Origin of the sequence: Arthrobacter sp. OV608 (assembly GCA_900110595.1) — a bacterium.
Lineage (GTDB): Bacteria > Actinomycetota > Actinomycetes > Actinomycetales > Micrococcaceae > Arthrobacter.
In genome coordinates, this window is the sequence record FOEZ01000005.1 from 130,292 (window position 1) to 149,136 (window position 18,845).

General features: G+C 69.0%; 14 protein-coding genes and 1 pseudogene. 6 read left to right on the forward strand and 9 right to left on the reverse strand.

What is annotated here, in order from left to right:
- Positions 1–8 precede the first annotated feature (8 nt).
- Positions 9–642, reverse strand: a pseudogene (locus BMX78_RS08800) (MSMEG_4193 family putative phosphomutase).
- 90 nt (positions 643–732) lie between these two features.
- Here BMX78_RS08800 and BMX78_RS08805 point away from each other — a divergent pair.
- Together BMX78_RS08805 and BMX78_RS08810 are read left to right on the forward strand one after the other, a co-directional pair.
- Positions 733–2,121, forward strand: coding sequence for a sigma 54-interacting transcriptional regulator (locus tag BMX78_RS08805; protein ID WP_091418706.1), 1,389 nt, complete (start codon positions 733–735; stop codon positions 2,119–2,121).
- A 45-nt stretch (positions 2,122–2,166) separates the two neighbouring features.
- Positions 2,167–4,182: a vWA domain-containing protein gene (locus tag BMX78_RS08810; protein WP_091418707.1), complete on the forward strand. Its 2,016-nt coding sequence runs from the start codon at positions 2,167–2,169 to the stop codon at positions 4,180–4,182.
- A gap of 5 nt (positions 4,183–4,187) precedes the next feature.
- On the opposite strand, the gene map is transcribed toward BMX78_RS08810, so the two are convergent.
- The 7 genes from map to BMX78_RS08845 all read right to left on the reverse strand — a co-directional run bounded on the left by map (position 4,188) and on the right by BMX78_RS08845 (position 13,833).
- Positions 4,188–4,970, reverse strand: a complete 783-nt coding sequence (map, locus tag BMX78_RS08815) for a type I methionyl aminopeptidase (protein ID WP_091418709.1) — start codon at positions 4,968–4,970, stop codon at positions 4,188–4,190.
- Positions 4,971–5,015: 45 nt separating this feature from the next.
- Positions 5,016–6,299 carry an MFS transporter gene (locus tag BMX78_RS08820; protein WP_091418921.1) on the reverse strand — a complete coding sequence of 428 codons (1,284 nt, stop codon included), beginning with the start codon at positions 6,297–6,299 and terminating at the stop codon, positions 5,016–5,018.
- Between the two features lie 143 nt (positions 6,300–6,442).
- A complete protein-coding gene (locus BMX78_RS08825) occupies positions 6,443–7,630 on the reverse strand; it encodes a VWA domain-containing protein (protein ID WP_286138880.1) in 1,188 nt (395 codons plus the stop codon).
- Positions 7,627–9,942: a DUF5682 family protein gene (locus BMX78_RS08830; RefSeq protein ID WP_091418713.1), complete on the reverse strand. Its 2,316-nt coding sequence runs from the start codon at positions 9,940–9,942 to the stop codon at positions 7,627–7,629. The genes BMX78_RS08825 and BMX78_RS08830 overlap by 4 nt, the downstream gene beginning before the upstream one ends.
- Positions 9,943–9,959: 17 nt before the next feature.
- Positions 9,960–11,066, reverse strand: a complete 1,107-nt coding sequence (locus BMX78_RS08835; RefSeq protein ID WP_091418714.1) for an ATP-binding protein — start codon at positions 11,064–11,066, stop codon at positions 9,960–9,962.
- Positions 11,063–12,538: a DUF5691 domain-containing protein gene (locus BMX78_RS08840; RefSeq protein ID WP_091418717.1), complete on the reverse strand. Its 1,476-nt coding sequence runs from the start codon at positions 12,536–12,538 to the stop codon at positions 11,063–11,065. Before BMX78_RS08840 ends, BMX78_RS08835 begins: the two co-directional genes overlap by 4 nt.
- The gene (locus BMX78_RS08845; RefSeq protein WP_091418922.1) at positions 12,535–13,833 is read right to left on the reverse strand and encodes an SWIM zinc finger family protein; all 1,299 of its coding nucleotides are present in this window, start codon (positions 13,831–13,833) and stop codon (positions 12,535–12,537) included. Before BMX78_RS08845 ends, BMX78_RS08840 begins: the two co-directional genes overlap by 4 nt.
- Positions 13,834–13,938: 105 nt before the next feature.
- Here BMX78_RS08845 and BMX78_RS08850 point away from each other — a divergent pair, with 105 nt between their 5' ends.
- The 4 genes from BMX78_RS08850 to BMX78_RS08865 all read left to right on the forward strand — a co-directional run bounded on the left by BMX78_RS08850 (position 13,939) and on the right by BMX78_RS08865 (position 17,997).
- Positions 13,939–14,883: a 5'-3' exonuclease gene (locus tag BMX78_RS08850; protein ID WP_091418718.1), complete on the forward strand. Its 945-nt coding sequence runs from the start codon at positions 13,939–13,941 to the stop codon at positions 14,881–14,883.
- 155 nt (positions 14,884–15,038) lie between these two features.
- Entirely contained in the window at positions 15,039–15,245 is a 207-nt protein-coding gene (locus BMX78_RS08855; protein WP_091418720.1) for a hypothetical protein, read from the forward strand.
- Between the two features lie 119 nt (positions 15,246–15,364).
- Entirely contained in the window at positions 15,365–15,790 is a 426-nt protein-coding gene (locus tag BMX78_RS08860) for a ChaB family protein (RefSeq protein WP_091418722.1), read from the forward strand.
- Positions 15,791–15,834: 44 nt separating this feature from the next.
- Positions 15,835–17,997 carry an elongation factor G-like protein EF-G2 gene (locus tag BMX78_RS08865; RefSeq protein ID WP_091418724.1) on the forward strand — a complete coding sequence of 721 codons (2,163 nt, stop codon included), beginning with the start codon at positions 15,835–15,837 and terminating at the stop codon, positions 17,995–17,997.
- A 168-nt stretch (positions 17,998–18,165) separates the two neighbouring features.
- Here BMX78_RS08865 and BMX78_RS08870 read toward each other — a convergent pair whose 3' ends face one another.
- Positions 18,166–18,579, reverse strand: coding sequence for a CBS domain-containing protein (locus BMX78_RS08870; protein WP_091418725.1), 414 nt, complete (start codon positions 18,577–18,579; stop codon positions 18,166–18,168).
- Between the last annotated feature and the right edge of the window lie 266 nt (positions 18,580–18,845).

An 18,845-nucleotide genomic window follows, 5' to 3' on the forward strand; every position in this document is an offset into this window, starting at 1 on the left:
CCCGGTGATCACGGCGCCCTCAGCCCGCTCAGCGGCTCCGACGTTGAATTCACCATCAGCACTGCCGGCGGGGCGGCCGTCCTCATACTCGATGGCAGACACCGATCCCGGGCTGATCATGATCCGCTGGAACAGGTCCAGGTGTGTGCCCATTGCGTGCGCCACGGCCGCTTTGATGGGATCGGCATGGGAGAAACATACGACGACGGCGCCCGGGTGGGCCGCCCGCAGCGCCTCGAGTGCGCCAACCATCCGCGCCTGCATCTGGGTGAAGCTTTCCCCGTTGGGAAAACGGAACGTTGAGGGACTGTGCTGCACTCCCTGCCACTGTGGCAGGGCAGCGAGTTCGGCGAGCGGCGCGCCCGTCCAGTCCCCGAAATCGCATTCGATCAGCCCGTCGTCGTGATTCAGCGGCAAGCCGGCGCTGGTGGCGGAGGGAGCCGCCGTCTCGCTGGTCCGTTCCAGGGGCGAGGAGTAGATGGCGGCGACGGGCAAGCCCGCGAGCCGCTCCGACACCCGTTGGGCCTGGGCCCGGCCCCGCTCGGACAGGTGCAGTCCCGGCGCGCGGCCCGGCAGCACCTTCCCGGTGCTTGGCGTCTCCCCATGCCGGATCAGGAGAATCAGGGTGCGCTGGGCAGTCATCACCACAAGAGTAGATGGGCCGGCGGGACCGCGTGCGATGATTCCCGGAATTTCCTCGATTCCCGGCAGGCCTGGGGCTACCGTGGAGTGGTGACTGATCGACCCGAAATCTTCACTGTTGGTGAATTGCGTGCAGCCGGGCATGTCCAGAAAGACCTGCGCCACGAAATCCGCGACAACCTGCTCGCCGCGCTCGCCGAAGGCCGCGATCCGTGGCCCGGGCTGTACGGCTTCAGCCGCACGGTCATTCCCCAGCTGGAGCGCGCCCTGATCGCCGGCCACGATGTGGTCCTGCTCGGAGAGCGCGGGCAGGGCAAGACGCGGCTCCTGCGCACGCTCGCGGGGTTGCTGGACGAATGGTCTCCTGTGATCGAGGATTCGGAGCTGAACGAGCATCCCTACGAGCCGATCACCGTGCAGTCCCGGGCCCGCGCCCTCACCGAAGGGGACCGGATGCGGGTGGCATGGCGACACCGCTCGGAGCGGTACGTGGAGAAGCTGGCCACCCCGGACACCTCAGTCGCGGACCTGATCGGAGACGTGGACCCGATGCGCGTCGCCGAAGGCCGCCGCCTGGGCGATCCTGAAACCATCCACTACGGCCTGGTGCCGCGCTCCAACCGGGGGATCATCGCTATCAACGAACTGCCGGACCTCGCCGAGCGGATCCAGGTGTCGATGCTCAACGTGATGGAGGAACGTGACATCCAGATCCGCGGCTACGTGCTGCGGCTGCCACTGGATGTCCTGGTTGTCGCCTCCGCCAACCCCGAGGACTACACCAACCGCGGCCGGATCATCACCCCGTTGAAGGACCGCTTCGGCGCCGAAATCCGCACGCACTACCCCCTTGAGCTGGACGACGAGGTCTCGGTGATCCGGCAGGAGGGGCAACTGGTGGCCGACGTGCCGCCGGTCATCCTCGAAATCCTGGCCCGCTACACCCGGGCGCTGCGGCAGTCACCGGCGATCAACCAGACCTCCGGCGTTTCAGCGCGGTTCGCGATCGCCGGCGCTGAAACGGTGGCGGCGGCTGCACTGCGCCGTGCAAGCGTGCGCGGGGAAGGCGAAGCCGTGGCGAGGATCGTGGACCTCGGCACCGCGGTGGACGTCCTCACGGGCAAGATCGAATTTGAATCAGGAGAGGAGGGCCGGGAACAGGCAGTCCTCGATCACCTCCTGCGCACGGCCACTGCCGAAGCGGTGCGGGCGCACTTCCAGGGCATCGACATGGGCCCGCTGGTGGCCGCGCTGGACGGCCACCGGACAGTCACCACCGGGGACCATGTCACGGCGGATGAGTTCCTGGCCAACCTGCCGTCCCTGAACGGCTCGGGACTATACGACCAGATCAGCGGACGCCTGGGAGCGAAGAACCAGGGACAGCGCGCCGCCGCCATCGAACTTGCCCTGGAAGGCTTGTACCTCGCCCGCCGGATCTCCAAGGAATCCGACGACGAGGAAACCATCTACGGCTAGCCGGGCTGGAAGCCGTACAGCCGGGAGCACAGCAGAGGAGGCGTCATGGCCAGCCACAACCACTCCGCCAGGTACGGCCGGTACACGGGCGGGCCCGATCCGCTCGCGCCGCCGGTTGACCTTGCCGAGGCGCTCGACGCCGTCGCCGAGGACGTGATGGCCGGGTACTCGCCGCGGCATGCGCTGGAGGAGTTCCTGCGCCGCGGCGGGCGGGACCGGGAAGGCCTGGATGACCTCGCCCGGCGTGTGCAGCAGCGCCGCAGCGAACTGCTGGGCCGGCACCGGCTGGACGGAACACTCAACGAGGTCCAGAAGCTCCTTGAGACGGCGGTGCTGGAGGAACGCAAGCAGCTCGCCCGCGACGCGATGATGGATGACACCGACCGGGCCTTCCGTGAGATGCAGTTGCAGAACCTGCCGCAGTCCACGGCGGCGGCGGTGAACGAACTGGCCTCCTATGACTGGCAGTCCGGGACCGCCCGGGAAGCCTACGAGCGGATCAAGGACCTGCTGGGCCGCGAGGTCCTCGACCAGCGGTTCGCCGGCATGAAGCAGGCACTCGAAAACGCCACGGACGAGGACAAGGCAGCCGTGGCAGAGATGCTGCGGGACCTCAACGGGCTGCTGGACAAACACCGGCGCGGCGAGGACACGGACCAGGACTTCCAGGACTTTATGGCAAAGCACGGCGACTTCTTCCCGGAGAACCCGCAATCGGTCGAGGAACTGATCGACGCCCTCGCCAGGCGCGCCGCCGCCGCCCAGCGCCTCCTGCAGTCGATGTCTCCCGAGCAGCGCGAGGAGCTGATGCGGCTTTCGGCCCAGGCTTTCGGCTCGCCGGAACTGATGGCGCAGCTGGACCAGCTCGATGACAGCCTCCGCGCCCTGCGGCCGGGTGAGGACTGGAACGGATCCGAGCGGTTCGAGGGCCAGGAGGGCCTGGGACTGGGCGACGGCACAGGAGTACTCCAGGACATCGCCGAACTGGACGGACTCGCCGACCAGCTGTCCCAGTCCTACAACGGATCCAACCTGGACGACCTGGACCTCGATGCCCTGGCCCGCCAGCTCGGGCAGAACGCTGCCGTCACGGCCCGCACCCTGGCCGGGATTGAACGGGCCATGCAGGACGGCGGCTACCTGCGCAAGGGAAGTGACGGCGACCTGCGGCTCTCCCCGCAGGCCATGCGGCAACTGGGCAGGTCCCTGTTGCGGGACACCGCGAAGCAGCTGTCCGGCCGGCAGGGGCGCCGGGACACGCGCACAGCCGGCGCAGCCGGAGAGCAGACCGGTTCCAGCCGGCCCTGGGAGTTCGGGGACGCCGAGCCCTGGGACGTCACCCGCACCATGACCAACGCGATCCACCGCACGGTGGCCGACGGCGGCACGCCGGCCCAGGGACTGCGGCTCACCGCCGCCGACATCGAAGTCAGCGAAACCGAGGCACGCACCCAGGCCGCCGTCGTCCTGCTGGTTGACGTCTCCTTCTCCATGGCTGCCGAGGGGCGCTGGGTGCCGATGAAGCGCACCGCCCTGGCCCTGCACCACCTCATCTCCACGCGCTTCCGCGGCGACCGGCTGGAGCTGATCACGTTCGGGCGCTATGCCCGGTCCATGGACATCGCCGAGCTGACGGCACTGCCGTCGCGGCGGGAACAGGGCACCAACCTGCACCACGGCCTGCTGCTGGCCGGCCGTTTCTTCCGCCGGCACCCGTCAATGCAGCACGTCCTGCTGCTGGTGACCGACGGCGAACCCACCGCCCACCTGCTGCCCGATGGCGAGCCGTGGTTCTGCTGGCCCTCGGATCCGGAAACCATCCGGGTCACGGTGGCGGAGCTCGACCGGCTGGGCCGCGGCGGCACCCAAACCACGTTCTTCCGGCTCGGCAATGATCCCAGCCTGGAGCGGTTCGTGCAGCGCATGGCCCGGCGGGTGGGGGCCAGGGTGGTGGCGCCCGACGTCGGCGGGCTGGGGGCTGCGGTGGTGGGGGAGTACCTGCGGGCGCACTTCCGCGGACAGGCGTTCGACGACGCCGACTGGACGTCCTGGGACCGCTGACCGTCCTACTGTTGCGCCGGCGTGGGCAGGGTGAGGATCTCGGCACCGTCCCCGGTGATCGCGATGGTGTGCTCGCTGTGCGCTGTCAGGCAGCCGGTGGCGCTGCGGAGGGTCCACCCGTCAGCGTCGGTGACGAGTTCGGCGGTGTCCGCCATCACCCAGGGCTCCAGCGCCAGCAGCAGGCCTGGTCGCAGCGTGTACCCGCGGCCCGGCCGCCCGGTGTTGGGGACGTGGGGGTCCTGGTGCATGGTTGAGCCGATGCCGTGGCCGCCGAACTGCGTGTTGATCGGGTAGCCGGCCTCGCTGAGGACCGAACCGATGGCATGGGAGATATCGCCGATGCGCGCGCCGGGACCGGCAGCGGCGATGCCGGCATATAAAGCGCGTTCAGTGGCATCGATCATGGCGATGCTTTCCATCGGCTGTGAGCTGCCGACGATGAAACTGATGGCGGAGTCCGCTGCCACCCCGCCCTTGACGACGGCGAGGTCAAGGGTGAGCAGGTCGCCGTCGGCCAGGGTGTAGTTGTAGGGCTTTCCGTGCAGCACGGCATCGTTGACCGCTGTGCAGATGTAGTGGCCGAACGGCCCGCGGCCAAAGGACGGCTCGTAGTCGATGTAGCAGGATGACGCCCCGGCGCCGATGATCATTTCCCCGGCCCACCGGTTGATGTCCAGGAGGTTGGTACCCACCGTGGCGCGGCTCTTGATGGCCTGCAGGATGTCGGCGACGAGGGCTCCTGTTTCCCTTGCCCGGATCACTTCGGCGGGGGTCAGGATCTCGATCATGCGGCGGCCTTCCTCGTCTGGAGACCAACAACTATACCCACCGGGTCAGGCGCGGGAGTCCTGGGCCGGCCCCTGGTCTGAGGGCGCTGCCGGTGCATTGGCCCGGTCCGCCGGAGCACCCTGCCGCCTGCTGGCCACCAGGAAGGGAACTGCAAGGCTCTGGAAGATTCCGGCCAGGGCCAGTGACGCCGGATAGCCGTAGAGGTCTGCGCTCCGGCCAAGCAGCGGCTGCACCACCACGCCGCCGCTGGACCCCATCAGGGAGGCGAAGCTGAGCACCGTGGCCCGCTGCTTCGACGGGATCATGTCGTTCACGTACGCCTGCCGCACGGGCATGGCGGCCGAGTCGACGACTGCCCAGAGGGTCAGCAGGACCAGGGCCGGCCAGAAGACCCGGGTGAAGCCGAGCACCAGCAGGAGCACCGCACTGATGCTGCCGCTCAGGATCAGCACCGACGTCCGTTTGTGGAACAGCCTCCTGGCGTAGGGCGCCAGCCAGCCGCCCACCACTTGGGCACCGGCCACGATGGCCGCCGCGAGGCCAGCCACTGAGTAGGCGCGCGGGTCGCCGTAGAGTTCCAGCAGGAACGGCTGCAGCGCATAGAAGACATAGATCCCGACGCCGGCACTGAACGGGGAGGCCAGCATTACGTAACGCACGGGCGGGATTTTCAGGCCGTTATCGATGGAGGCCGTCAGGACAGCGCGCGTCGCCTTGAGGGGGTGCGTGGAGCGCTCGGGTGTGAATCCGACGTCGTGCATCAGGCCGAAGGCCACAGCGAACATGGCCAGCAGCACGCCCACCCGCACCAGGAACGGCACGCCGAGGCTGGTGGCCTGGGCGATCACGCCGCCGGCTACCGAACCGGCGAGCATCGCCATACCCGAGACCATCTGCCCCCGCCCGAACACCGGCTCCAGGCCGCCCTCGTAACCGGAGTAGCGCAGCGCGTCGACGAGCCACGCCTCAACGGCGCCCGAGAAGAAGGTGAAGCCCAGCCCCAACAGCACCGACACCACGGCCCACAGCGGAAACGGGGCGGAAAACTGCCACAGCAGGTAGTAGAGGTAGGTGGAGCCGGCCAGGGTTACGGTGCCCAGCAGGAACGACGCCCGGCGGCCCCAGCCGTCAGCGACAACCCCCGTGGGAACCTCGAAAATCACCATCCCTGCGGTGAAGAATGCGTTGGCGGCGAAAGCCTCGAAGTTGCTGAGGCCCGCGTCCAGCAGGAACAGCGTGTTGACGCCCCAGATGAAGGAGGCGGCAAGGGTATTGCCCAGCGTCAACGTCAGGTAGATGCGCTGGATCTTTCGGGCGGCAGCGTTCATGGGTTCGCTGTCCCGGCTGCGGATAGCACGGAACACGAGGCCATTCTCGTCCCGATCCGCCCGCTATGCCAGAGCTGGTGCCAGGACCCGGCCCTGGCGGTGCTGTGGTGCCACAGGCGGTCATCAGGGAGGCTCTCCGAAAGTCACGGTTCGTGCGTCGCGGGGATGTCGTGCGATGTAGCCCATTCACCCACATCCCGCCGTTCGATGGCCGCTGCCATCAGGTCGGGGAACAGGTCGGGGGTGCAGGCGAAGGCCGGGACCCCGATTCCGGCGAGGGCTGCCGCGTGGTTGGCATCGAAGGACGGGTGGCCGCTGTCACTGAGGGCCAGCAGCGCGATCATGGTGGTGCCGGACCCGACGATGCTGGCGGCCCGGCGCAGCATCTCCTCGGCGATGCCGCCTTCGTAGAGGTCGCTGATGAGCACCAGGATGGTCTCGGTGGGCTGGGTGATCCGGTCCTGGCAATACGCCAGGGCACGGTTGATGTCCGTACCGCCGCCCAGCTGCACCCCGAACAGCACATCCACCGGATCGTCCAGTTCATCGGTCAGGTCCACCACTTCGGTGTCGAAGGCCACCAGCCGGGTGCGCACCGAGCGCAGGGAGCTGAGCACTGCCCCGAACACACTGGAGTACACCACCGACTCGGCCATGGAGCCGGACTGGTCGATGCACAGGATGATCTCACGCTGGATCTGGGTGCTGCGCCGGGCATGCCCCACCAGCCGCTCGGGCACGATGGTCCTGTATTCGGGCTGGTAGTGCTTGAGGTTGGCCGCGATGGTCCTGTTCCAGTCGATGTCCTGGTGCCGCGGCCGCCTGGTCCGTGCGGCCCGGTTCAGCGCACCGGTGACCGCCTGGATGGTCCTGGCACGCAGCCGCTCCTCCAACTCATTGGTCACCTGGCGGACCACCGCCCTGGCCGTCTCGCGGGAATGCTCGGGAATCACCCGGCCCAGGCTGATCAGCGTACTGACAAGGCCGACGTCGGGCTGTACAGTCCGGAGCATCTCCGGCTCGAGGAGCAGCTGCCGCAGGCCCAGCCGTTCCATGGCGTCCGCCTGCATCACCTGCACCACGCTGGACGGGAAGTACCCGCGGATGTCGCCCAGCCAGCGCGACACGCGGGGGCTGGAGGCCCCGAGGCCGCCGCGGCGGCGCTGGTCCTCCCCGTATAACTCCTCCAGGGCGTGGTCGCGCCGGGCATCGGCGGCCGAAAGCTCCACCTTGTCGCCTTGGCCGTCCCTGATGCCATCGGCCCCGTGCCCGCCAAGCACCAGCCGCCAGCGGGCCAGGCGTCCGCGGCTGCTGTCATCGCGCTCCGTCACGCCACCACCTCCCATCCGAGGTACCGGGCCATTGTCCGGACCGCGGGGCCCGCCGCCGCCAGGTCCGGCAGATCTTCGTTTCCGGCCTGGACGCTGCCGCCAATCCGTGTCACTTGCTCGCCGATCTCCCGCCGTTCAGGCTCGCTGAACGCCGAAAACGTCCTGCGCAGGAGCGGCAGGACGTCGTCGAAGGTCTCGTCCTCCACGCCGGCCACCCAGCGGTCCACCAGCTGCAGGAGCCGCGGATCGTAGATCAGCAGCGTTGCGTCGCCGGAGACCACGCCATCAAGCCAGGCCGCGGCTTCCCTCGCGGGGGTGGCAACGGAGAGCCGGCGGCTGAGCCGTGCGGCAACCTGGTCCGGTTCAACCAGTCCCGCATCCAGCAGCAGCCGGGTGGCCCGTCCCGCCACCGCTCCATGGATCAGGTCCGAGCCCGCGACGGCGGACAGGGCCCTGTGCCAGTCATCCAGGGGAAGGTCCGGCACCAGGGACAGCCCGTGCTGTGCGGAGTCGATGGCGCGCCGCATCACGTCCGCGGCTTCATCATCCAGGCCGGCGCACGCCGTCGGCAGGCCTACGCAGGCGCGCACCACTGTAGTGTCCAGGATCTTCCGCACCCCCGTCACGTCCACACCGCGCACATTGCCGTACCGGCAGGTGCGGGCCAGGGGCGCGACTGTTTCCAGAAGCGGGGCGACGTCCTGCTGCAGGGCAGTCCGCTCGGCGAGGACCGAGACCACGGCACCGATTCCCTCCGGGAGGTCGGCGAGGAGGCAGTTCGCGAGTAATCCGCTCAGGCTTCCCAAGTTGGCGTCTTCCCGGGCGCGCTCAGCAACATAGGCCGAGGCGGCCGCGGCCACGGTGGTGCCGTACCGGCCGGCCTCCACCACGGCGATGGCCAGCTCCGGCCTCCACTGCAGGGTCCACGCTTCCTTGAATGTGCCCAGGGTCCGGCCCGTTTCGGCCGGAATTCCCCAGGCCACCCCGAGCAGCGCCAGCCGGTGCAGCAGCACGGAGCGGGCCAGCTGTGCGGGCTTGCGCAGGTCCAGGGCCAGGACCTCCTCCATGGCGCTTGGCTTCCACCGCAGCCTGCGCTGGGTGGCGGCAAGATCTGCGGCGAGGGGGACGGTGGGTGCGGAATCAGGCACGGTTCCCAGCTCGAGTCCCACGGTCAGCTCCCGGTGCACCTGGGCCAGCGGCAGCGGCGATCCGTCGCACAGCACCGCCTGGGCGGCATCGTCAAGTTCTGCCAGTCCCGGACTGGGCCGTCCGCGGACAGCGGCGAGCGCGTCCGCCATCCTTGTTGCCTCCACCACTGATGCCGTTGACGCGTCCAGGCTCTCGCCGCGCAACGCGCGCGCCACCCGGACCAGCCAGGTGGTGGAGACGTCCGCGCCCGGGTCTTTCCCCATCGAGTGGGTGAACAGATGCTGGTACCAGCCGGGTGCGGTGACGCCGGCGCCGTACCCGCTGGCCAGGCTGAGCCGGCCCGAGGTCCAGGGCACCCACGTCACGGCGATCTTCGTTTTGGGCAGGCCGGCCAGGACCTTATGGTCGGCGGCGGCCGGCGGAAAGTGGGCGGGCACCAGTGCCGGTGCATGGTAGGCGCCGCACACCACGGCAATGCGGGCGTGCCCCTCGCGGAGGGCGGCCCGGAGCAGCCGCCGCATCGACGCTTCCCGCCTGTTGTTTTCCAGCACATCAGCATGGTGGGCCGGCCTGTCATCGGCAGCCCGGATCTCGGCAATCGCTTCAGTCAGCGCCTCGAACCGCTCCACCGGGTCGCTGTGGCGGTGCTCCACGGCGTCCTCCCACCAGCGCTCGGCATCGCTGTACCCGGCCGCGCGGGCGAGGATCCCGATGGCGTCCGGCCGGTAGGGGCGGGAACCCGCGGAGGAGGAGCCGCCGTCGTCCGCCACTAGCGGTTCCGCCTCTGCCGGCGCCTCCTCCGAAGGCGCCTCGTCCGACGGCGGGACGTCACCCGCCTCCCGCAGCGCGAACGTATGCGCCGCGGGCAGGTCGATGGCGCGCACCTGCGCGCCCGTGGACAGCGCCCAGCGGATGGCCACCCACTCCGGGGAAAAGCTGGCCATCGGGTAGAACGAAGCCAGCCGCGGCTCATCCGGAACATAAATCAGTCCGGCTACCGGCGGGACCATCTCCGAGTCGCTGAGAAGGGGAATCACCTGGTCCAGTTCCGGCGGTCCCTCCACCAGCACAAGGTCCGGCCGGAGGGCGGCGAGCGCCTCGGCAACGGAGTGCGCCGAGCCGGGTCCGTGGTGCCGGATTCCGAGGACGTGGACTTCTGTCATGGTTGCAGGAGCCGGGTTCAGTTGGAGGCTTCGAGGTCGCGGCAGGCCCGGTAAAGGTCCTTCCACTCCGGCCGGTTCCGGACCACGGTCTCCAGGTATTCCTGCCAGATCACCCGGTCCTGCACGGGGTCCTTGACCACGGCGCCCACCAGGCTGGCGGCCACGTCCTGCGCCCGGACGGTCCCGTCGCCGAAGTGGGCGGCCAGGGAGAGGCCGTTGGTCATCACCGAGATGGCTTCAGCGGTGGACAGCGTTGCCGAGGGCGACTTGATGGTGGTGCGCTGGTCCTGGGTGACGCCGGCCCGGAGCTCGCGCATCACCGTCACCACGCGCCGGACTTCGGAGAGCGCTGCCAGATCGGCCGGCAGTTCCAAGGACGCCCCCAGGCTGCGGACGCGGGTGGTGACGATCTCCACCTCCTGCTCCATGCTGTCCGGGAGTGGCAGCACCACGGTGTTGAAGCGCCGCCGCAGCGCGGAGGAGAGGTCGTTGACGCCTTTGTCCCTGTTGTTTGCCGTGGCGATGACGTTGAACCCCTTGCGGGCCTGCACCTCTTCATTGAGTTCCGGAATGGGCAGGCTCTTTTCGCTGAGGATGGTGATGAGTGAGTCCTGGACGTCGGACGGGATCCTGGTCAGTTCCTCCACCCGGACCAGGCTTCCGGTTTCCATGGCCCGCATCACCGGCCCCGGGACCAGTGCCGCCCGGGACGGCCCGTCGGCGAGCAGCCGGGCATAGTTCCAGCCATAGCGCAGTGCCTCTTCCGGCGTGCCCGCCGTCCCCTGCACCACCAGGGTGGAAGTTCCCGAGATGGCCGCCGCCAGATGTTCGCCCAGCCAGGTCTTGGCCGTGCCCGGCACCCCGAGCAGGAGCAGGGCCCGGTCCGTGGCCAGGGACGCCACTGCGATTTCCACGAGCCGCTCCGACCCCAGGTACTTGGGCGTGACCACCACGCCGTTGGGCAGGGTTCCACCCAGGATGTAGGTGGTGACGGCCCAGGGGGACAGCCGCCAGCTGGGCGGCCGGGGCCGGTCGTCGGCGGCGGCCAAGGCCGCGAGTTCCTCCGCGTAGGCGGTTTCGGCGTGGGCGCGGAGAACGTCCTGGGCGGGCTGGGTATCGGTCATGAAAAAGCCTCCGTCAGGGATTGTCGGAACGATTGGTATTGCACGGCGTCGCGAAGCACGCGGCGCCGTGCGGCGTCGTCGTCGGAACGCTCCAGGAGTTGCCGGCACTGCCCGGCGGCTTCGGGCGGGAGTGCTGCGGGCAGGATCCCTGCCAGCATGACCGCCAGCTGGCCGCCGTTTTTGGCCGTGATCTGCTCCAACACTTCGGCAGCGAGTGCGGGTCCCCAGGGCCGGGGCAGGTCCCGCAGGGGTTCGACCAATGCGAAGGGCGGTGCCGCGCTGCTCCGGAGCTGCCGCACCAGCCTCTCCTCGCGTTCAACCGCTGGCAGGCAGGCCAGCAGGCGCGGCTCAAAGCGGTCCTCCAGCAATGCACGCACCCACTCTAGGTCGGCCCGCCGGGCAGCGGTGGACGCGATGGCTTCCAGCACCCGCGTCTCGCCCTTAAGCAAGGCAATGGCCGGCGCCGGGCCGCGGCCGGTTGCCGAGGTCCAGGTATCGAGCGGGGCACCCCGGATAATAGTGTCGAGCCGGGCCAGCCGGTCCGGTTCGCCGCTGCGCGGCTGCGCAGGAACTCCGTCCCGGAGTGCGGCAGCGTCAGGTTCCGGCGGCAGCCCGATCTCGAGGCGCTTGCGCAGCACGCCGTTGAGCCGGAGCAGGGGGCGGAGCCGGTCGGCCATGCGCGCTGCGCGGGCGCTGTCCGGCAGCCGGTCGAGCAGCGCCGCCGCGGTGTCGCGTACGCTTTTGGCTTTGTCATCCAGGGCCCGCTCCAGCAGTTCCTCATCGTCCGGTCCGAGGTTGGCGGTGAATGTGGCGAGGTGGGCAGCACGTTCCCGGGCGGCGAGGTTGTCCCAGTGCCCGCCAAGCAGCGTGCGGGCGGCGGCCGGATCAGTGCGGCGGAGCCGTTCCACTTCTGCGGTGGCGTCCGTACCCGCCAGCTCTGCCCAGTCACGCGCTGCAGCGCCTTGCTGATGTCCGGCCCCGGAATCGCTGGTCCCGTGGTCGCTCTCAAGCAGGCCCTGCAGCCACCGGCCGCGCGTTCCGATGGCCGGGTGCAAGTGCTCCGCAACCGATGCTCTGGTGCCGGCCGCGGCGAGGAGGGGCGGCAGGAGCTTGTGTGGAACCCGCACTCCTGAAGCTGCGGCCAGCCGCAGCCAGTCCGCCACCAGCAGGGTGCGCAGCTCCGGCCCCACCGGCGGCTGCGTGAGCAGGAGGTCCAGCAGCCGGGCGGCCTCACCGCTCGCCTGCGGACAGTGGTCCGGTGGCGCTGGCCTGGCCAGGCCGGCATCATCCAGGCGGCGGGGTTGCCGGGCGGCGCGGATGACGGCGTCGGCGAGCGCGGCCTGGTCCAGGAGCGATTCTTCGGCGGTGTGAACTTCCGGCGGGCGGGCGCCCAGCTCTGCGGGCGGGGAAGGCGCAGGGTGCCGGGCTGTTCCCACCAGGGCGGCAGCACGGAGTTCGGCCAGCCAGGTCATGGCGTCACCACCGCGTTGCCGATGACGGCGGACAGCGGCCGCAGGCGGCCCTCCTCCAGCTCACCAAAAATGTCCACCGGGTGGCCGCCGGTGAGGGCGAGCAGGGAGTCCAGGGGCGCATCGACCAGCGGAAGCGCATCACCGGCTTCATCCCGAAGCCACCCGGAGCCGCCAGTGGAGAGGCGCACTCCGGCCAGCAGCACCGGATGGCGCTCCCGCCACGGGGACGAGGCGACAGCGGCTGATTCGGCATCGAGTGCCTGGCGGATACTGCTTCCCCCGCCCAGAGTCCGGGCCGTCCCTGCCGTGCCCACACCACCGGTGAACAGCGCCCGCCGGGGCGCTGATCCCGGGTACCGGGCCACTGTGGCCTCCAACAGTGCGCCGGCGAGTTGGGGTGTTGCGAGTGGCTCGCTCCGGGCAGCGAAATCCAGGAGGACCACTACCGTTCCGTCCGGGCCGCGCAGCCACGTACGCTGCTGCTGGAGCCGTCCGTCGTCGCTGCGGTGGTCGCCGAGGACCAGCCAGGGGCCCGGCAAGGCCTCCACGCCCTCGACCTCCGAGGCAGGAACGGACCAGCCGACGGCAACCCGGAGGTCGGCAAGTTCGTCGGGGGTCAGGTGGTCCCGGATCCGCCAGGCTTTGGTGAGCGCCCACCACCTGCCTGCCCGGTGGAGGAGGTGATCGGTCCAATCGCTGCGGGCGTGGATGTCCGAACCCATGGTGCGTACCTGTTCGGCCAGGCCCGGGAGCTGGGCATCCACCAGGCGGGCGGCCACGCCGTCCCACCACGAATAGGGTTGGGACCTGGCGGAGGCCATGCCCGTCCGTACCAGGTCTGCCAGCCACCGGGAGAAGTCCGCGATGCCGGCGTCCATGAGTGCCAGCCGGTCGGCAAGCCGTTTTGCCTGTGCCGCCGGATCGGCCGGCTGTTCGGACTGGCGCCGTTCCCGCACGGTTGCCCGGCCGGCGCGCTGTTCCGCCCACTCCCGGGCGAAATCCGCAGCCTCTGTTCCGGCGTCGGCCGCTTCACCCCGGGACCACAGCAGGAGGAGGGCGAGCGCATGCTTGCACGGAAACTTCCGGCTGGGGCAGGAGCACCGGTAGGCCGGGGCGGCGAGGTCAACGCTCACCTGGTAGGGGGTCTTTCCGCTGCCCTGGCATTTGCCCCACACCAGCACGTCGTTGCTGCCCGTCTCGGACCAGGGCCCCGGGCGGGCGAGTTTGCGGGCGGCGGCCAGGGAAGCTGCATCGGGCGCGGCGCCGGCCACCCTGTCCTCGCTCCAACGCCCCATGAAGCACATTGTGCCCGATGTTCCCAGCCGCGCAAGGGCGGGCCGGCGGCGTGGCGGCCGGCGCATGCTGCCCCGGGAGGCCGTTTTCCGTGTCAGGATCAGGGTATGCCTGACCGCCTGATGCTGCTGGACACCGCCTCGCTGTACTTCCGTGCCTTCTACGGCCTGCCCGATTCCATCCGCCGCCCGGACGGGACACCCGTCAACGCGGTCCGGGGCCTGCTGGACATGATTGCCCGGCTCACCACGGACTACGGCGCCACCCACCTCATCGCCTGCTGGGATGACGACTGGCGGCCGCAATGGCGGGTGGACCTGCTCCCCACCTATAAGGCCCACCGGGTGGCAGAAGTGAACGCCGGCGCTCCGGACATTGAGGTGGTGCCGGACGCGCTTGAGGCCCAGCTGCCCATGATCCGCAGGGTACTGGGCCTGGCCGGCATCGCGATTGTCGGGGCGCCGGACCACGAGGCCGACGACGTGGTGGGCACCTACGCCAGCCATGCCGGCATCCCGGTGGACGTGGTCACGGGGGACCGCGACCTTTTCCAGGTCTGCGACGACGGCCGGCAGGTGCGGGTCATCTACACCGCCCGCGGGATGCGCAACCTGGATGTGATGACCGAACAGGTGGTGGTGGGGAAGTACCGCGTGCTGCCCCAGCAATATGCCGACTACGCCACCCTCCGCGGTGACGCCTCCGACGGACTGCCCGGGGTCGCGGGGATCGGTGAAAAGACGGCGGCGTCGCTGTTGTTGACGTACGGAACCCTTGAAAACCTGCTCGAGGCGGCTGCGGACGCCGGCAGCGGCCTCTCGTCACCGGTCCGGGCCAAGCTGGAAGCCGCCGAGGACTACTTGAAGGCAGCGCCCGCCGTCGTACGCCTTGTCCGTGACCTCGAGCTGCCCAGCCTGGAAGAGGCAGGCGCCCGGCTGCACCCCGCTACCGGCGAAGCCCGCGCCGAGCTGGAACGCCTCGCCGTGGACTGGAACCTGGGCGGCTCTGTCCGGCGCCTCCTCGACGCACTGGACCGCACCCACCCGTCCTGAATCCCTCCCCGCGGCCCTGGATGCCTGCCTGGCTGGAGTGCGGAAAACTGCCTATTTCTTGAGCAAAAGTGACATCCCAGGGTGGATACCCTGCCGCTAGGGTGGCTTCAATGGTTCAAGCAGCCGGACCTCTTCAACGGGGGATTGGAGTGGCTATGGCTGACAGCCCGCACAGGCGCGGTACTGGCAGAAATGACGGCGGGAAGAAACGCGGCCCGGACGAGGCAGGGGATGCCGAGGCGCCGCAGCAGGAGGAATCCGAAGCTGCCGGCCGGGAGGAAGCACCTGCTGACCCCGGGCAGGTACCCCGCCCGCCGCGGCTTTACGGTTATGACCCGGACCAATGGCCGGAGCCCCGTTGACGGACTTTTCCCGGTCACAGGTTGCGGGCGGACCGGGCAGCAGACAAGCAAAGCAGGGCGTGGCTAAGCTGGGTGTGTTCCGCATGATCAGTCCTGCTGACGAAAGTTAGGTGAGTGCCATGCCGAAGACCGGGAAGAACGATCACGCCCGCAAGGATGAGCTTCCCTCGACCCTGCAACGATCGGACCAGAAGGCGCAGGATACATTCGCGAAAACCTACGATTCCGCCATGGAGTCCTATGACAACGACGAAAGCCGCGCAGCGCGTGCCGCCTACGCTTCCCTGAAGCACAGCTACGAAAAGGTCGGCGACCATTGGGAGCCCAAGGAGAAGCGCGGGCCTTCGGACGAGCGGGCGGAAAAGGGACTTGGCTCGAAAGAGCCCACTGCGGGCGGCGTGGACGCCAATGCCTCCAAGAAGCACCTGATGGAGCGGGCCCGGGAACTGGACATCAGCGGCCGCTCCAGCATGGACAAAGAAGAACTCGTCAAAGCGCTGCAAAAGGCGAATGACGCCGCAACCCGCAAGGCGCGCGGCAAGTAAGAGCAGCAGCCAGTACAACCAGGCAAGGACGCCAGGAGGTTCCGATGTCGGTGAAGGGCAAGGACGCAGCAGGCCGGGGCGGGCCGGAAGGACGCCAGGGCAACGGCTCCGCCGGCATCACGCCCAGGGATCCTGCCCTGGTCCGGAACGTGGCGCTCGTGGGCCGGTCCGGCGCCGGCAAAACCACCCTCATCGAGGCGCTGCTGGAAGCCAACGGGATGATCACCCGGAAAGGCTCTGTGGTCGACGGGACCACCGTGAGCGACTCCGATCCCGCCGCCATCCACCAGCAGCGCTCCGTGGCGCTGTCAGTGGTGCCGCTGCCCGTCGCGGGCATCAAGGTCAACCTCCTCGACACGCCCGGTTATCCGGACTTCATCGGCGAACTCCGCGCGGGCCTGCGCGCCGCGGACGCCGTCCTGTTCGCCGTCTCCGCCGTGGACGGGGTGGATGCAGGCACCACCGCAATCTGGCAGGAGTGCCAGTACCTGGGCATGCCCCGCGCGGTGGTCATCACCCGGCTGGACCATCCCCGCGCTGATTACGACGGCGTCCTGGCCGCCTGCCGCGAAGCGTTCGGCGACACTGTGCTGCCGTTGTACGTTCCGGTCCGGGCCGGCGGGGAAGTCACTGGCCTGCATGGCCTGCTGACCGGGACGGTCTTCGAGTATCCAGCGGAGGGTTCCGGCCCGGCGCCGCGGGCGGCGGACCCCCGGGAACTGGCGGACGCGGAGTCTTCCCGGGCTGAGCTGATCGAGGGAATCATCGCCGAAAGCGAAGACGAGACACTGATGGACCGCTACCTTGGCGGGGAGGACATCGATGCCGGCGTCCTTATCCCTGACCTGGAAACCGCCGTCGCCCGCGGGTCCTTCTTCCCGGCCGTGCCCGCCTCGGCGATGACCGGGCTGGGAACCGCCGAACTGCTGGAGCTCCTCACGAAAGCGTTCCCATCTCCACCGGAGCGCAGCCTGCCCCGGGCCACCGACCTGTCAGGTTCCCCGGTGCGCGCCCTCGCCTGCGACCCTGCCGGGCCGCTCGCGGCAGAGGTTGTCCGCACCACGGTTGATGCTTTCCTGGGCCGCGTCTGCCTGGTCCGGGTCTTCTCCGGCACCCTGAGCGGGGACACGCCCGTGCATGTCAGCGGGCACGGGCTGGGGGACCGGGGCCACCAGGACCATGACACCGACGAACGGCTCACGCACCTTTACTCACCGCTGGGATCCACCCTCCGGCCCGTCCCTTTTTGCATCGCCGGTGACATCGCGGCCGTGGCCAAGCTGGGCACCGCGGAGACCGGGGACACCATCTCCGCGAAGGACCAGCCGCTGCTGCTGGCCACATGGGAGATGCCGGAGCCGCTGATGCCGGTGGCCGTCGAAGCCGATTCGCACAGTGACGAGGACGCCCTCGCCCGCAGCCTGGGGAAGGTGGCCGCCGGAGACCCGACGCTGAGGGTGGAACGGAACGCCGAAACCCACCAGCTGATCCTTTGGTGCATGGGGGAGGCGCACGCCGAAGTGGTGCTGGACAGGCTCCGCGACCAGGGCGTGAAGCTGCACACTGTGGACGTGGTGACGCCGTTGCGGGAAACCTTTTCGGCCCCGGCAGCCGGGCACGGCCGGCACGTCAAGCAGTCCGGCGGCCACGGCCAGTACGCCGTGTGCGACATCGAGGTGGAACCGCTGGCCAGGGGCGCAGGTTTCGAGTTCGTTGACAAGACTGTGGGCGGGGTCATCCCCGGGACGTTCATTTCGTCAGTGGAAAAGGGTGTCCGGGCGCAGATGCAACGAGGCGTTGCCTCCGGGTTTCCTGTGGTGGACCTTCGGGTGACCCTGGTAGGCGGCAAGGCGCACAGTGTTGATTCCTCGGACGCAGCGTTCCAGGCGGCCGGCGCCCTGGCCTTGAGGGAGGCCGCCGCCGCGGGAAGCATCCAGCTGCTCGAGCCTGTCTCGTCAGTGGTGCTCAGCGTTCCAGACGAGCATGTCGGGACAGTCATGAGCGATCTCTCCGGCCGTCGGGGCAGGCTCACCGGGACGTCGTCATCCGGCGGGGACCGGACCGAGATCACGGCGGAAGTGCCGGACCAGGAACTGCTGAAATACGCGGTGGAGCTGCGTGCTTTGACTGCGGGCACCGGAACGTTCAGCCGGCACTACCTCCGGCATGATCCCCTGCCGGGCAACCTGGCCGCGGCGGGCCGCTGATCGGGGGATCGGCAGCAGAAGAAAAGCCCCATGGACGGGTCCGGACCCGAGGCGCTGCAGCGTTCAGCGGAAACGCTGCAGCGCACCCTCGCCAGCCTGGGCATCTGACCCGGCGCCCGGAGCCGTTTCGGGTACTGCTCCTGCAACGCCGGTCCTGCAACGCCGGAATCAATAGGAAATGAATGCCACCAGTTCGCCCACCCGGTCCTCCGGGTAGTTTTTCGCAATGTCGCCCTGGCTGAGGACGCCCACCAGGTCATGGCCGTCAATGACCGGCAACCTCCGGACCTGGTGGTCCTGCATGGTCCTGATGGCCTCCTCGATGGAGTCGTCGGCTCCGATGGTCACGGGTTTGCCTTCACCGAACTGACCCGCAGTCGCGGTCCGCGGATCCCCGCCCTCCGCCAGGCACTTAACCACGATGTCCCGGTCCGTCAGCATGCCCTTGAGCCGGTTGTCCTCACCGCAGATGGGCAGTGAGCCCACATCAAGTTCCTTCATCTTCCGTGCGGCCGCTTCCAGGGTTTCGTTTTCACCCACGCACTCCGCGCCCCCGGTCATGATCTCCCGTGCCGTTGCCATGATCGCTCCTTCCTGATGTGGTGCCGCGTCGACGGCCTCTTCGGGTGGCCCTTCGGGACCTTGCTCTTGATGGGCGGCCCGCTGAACCAGCTGATGACAAAAATGCTAAGCCTGCTGATTATTAGTGTCCAGAGGTGGAGTATGACTGCCCAGGGCCGGAGTTTGGACCGTTCGGCGGGCTCCGGTCTCCTCGAGATCAATGCTTGCTTCGCCGCAATCAGGTAGTAAGCTTGCTGACCAATACTAGTAAGCCTGCTGATTAATTG

What these genes read in the sequence shown, in the direction of transcription:
- BMX78_RS08860 (WP_091418722.1), top strand. Translation starts at nt 15,365, where the DNA reads ATGCCGAAGACCGGGAAGAACGATCACGCCCGCAAGGATGAGCTTCCC.
- BMX78_RS08840 (WP_091418717.1), bottom strand. Translation starts at nt 12,538, where the DNA reads ATGACCTGGCTGGCCGAACTCCGTGCTGCCGCCCTGGTGGGAACAGCC.
- BMX78_RS08855 (WP_091418720.1), top strand. Translation starts at nt 15,039, where the DNA reads ATGGCTGACAGCCCGCACAGGCGCGGTACTGGCAGAAATGACGGCGGG.
- BMX78_RS08820 (WP_091418921.1), bottom strand. Translation starts at nt 6,299, where the DNA reads ATGAACGCTGCCGCCCGAAAGATCCAGCGCATCTACCTGACGTTGACG.
- BMX78_RS08830 (WP_091418713.1), bottom strand. Translation starts at nt 9,942, where the DNA reads ATGACAGAAGTCCACGTCCTCGGAATCCGGCACCACGGACCCGGCTCG.
- BMX78_RS08870 (WP_091418725.1), bottom strand. Translation starts at nt 18,579, where the DNA reads ATGGCAACGGCACGGGAGATCATGACCGGGGGCGCGGAGTGCGTGGGT.
- BMX78_RS08835 (WP_091418714.1), bottom strand. Translation starts at nt 11,066, where the DNA reads ATGACCGATACCCAGCCCGCCCAGGACGTTCTCCGCGCCCACGCCGAA.
- BMX78_RS08845 (WP_091418922.1), bottom strand. Translation starts at nt 13,833, where the DNA reads ATGGGGCGTTGGAGCGAGGACAGGGTGGCCGGCGCCGCGCCCGATGCA.
- BMX78_RS08865 (WP_091418724.1), top strand. Translation starts at nt 15,835, where the DNA reads ATGTCGGTGAAGGGCAAGGACGCAGCAGGCCGGGGCGGGCCGGAAGGA.
- BMX78_RS08810 (WP_091418707.1), top strand. Translation starts at nt 2,167, where the DNA reads ATGGCCAGCCACAACCACTCCGCCAGGTACGGCCGGTACACGGGCGGG.
- map (WP_091418709.1), bottom strand. Translation starts at nt 4,970, where the DNA reads ATGATCGAGATCCTGACCCCCGCCGAAGTGATCCGGGCAAGGGAAACA.
- BMX78_RS08850 (WP_091418718.1), top strand. Translation starts at nt 13,939, where the DNA reads ATGCCTGACCGCCTGATGCTGCTGGACACCGCCTCGCTGTACTTCCGT.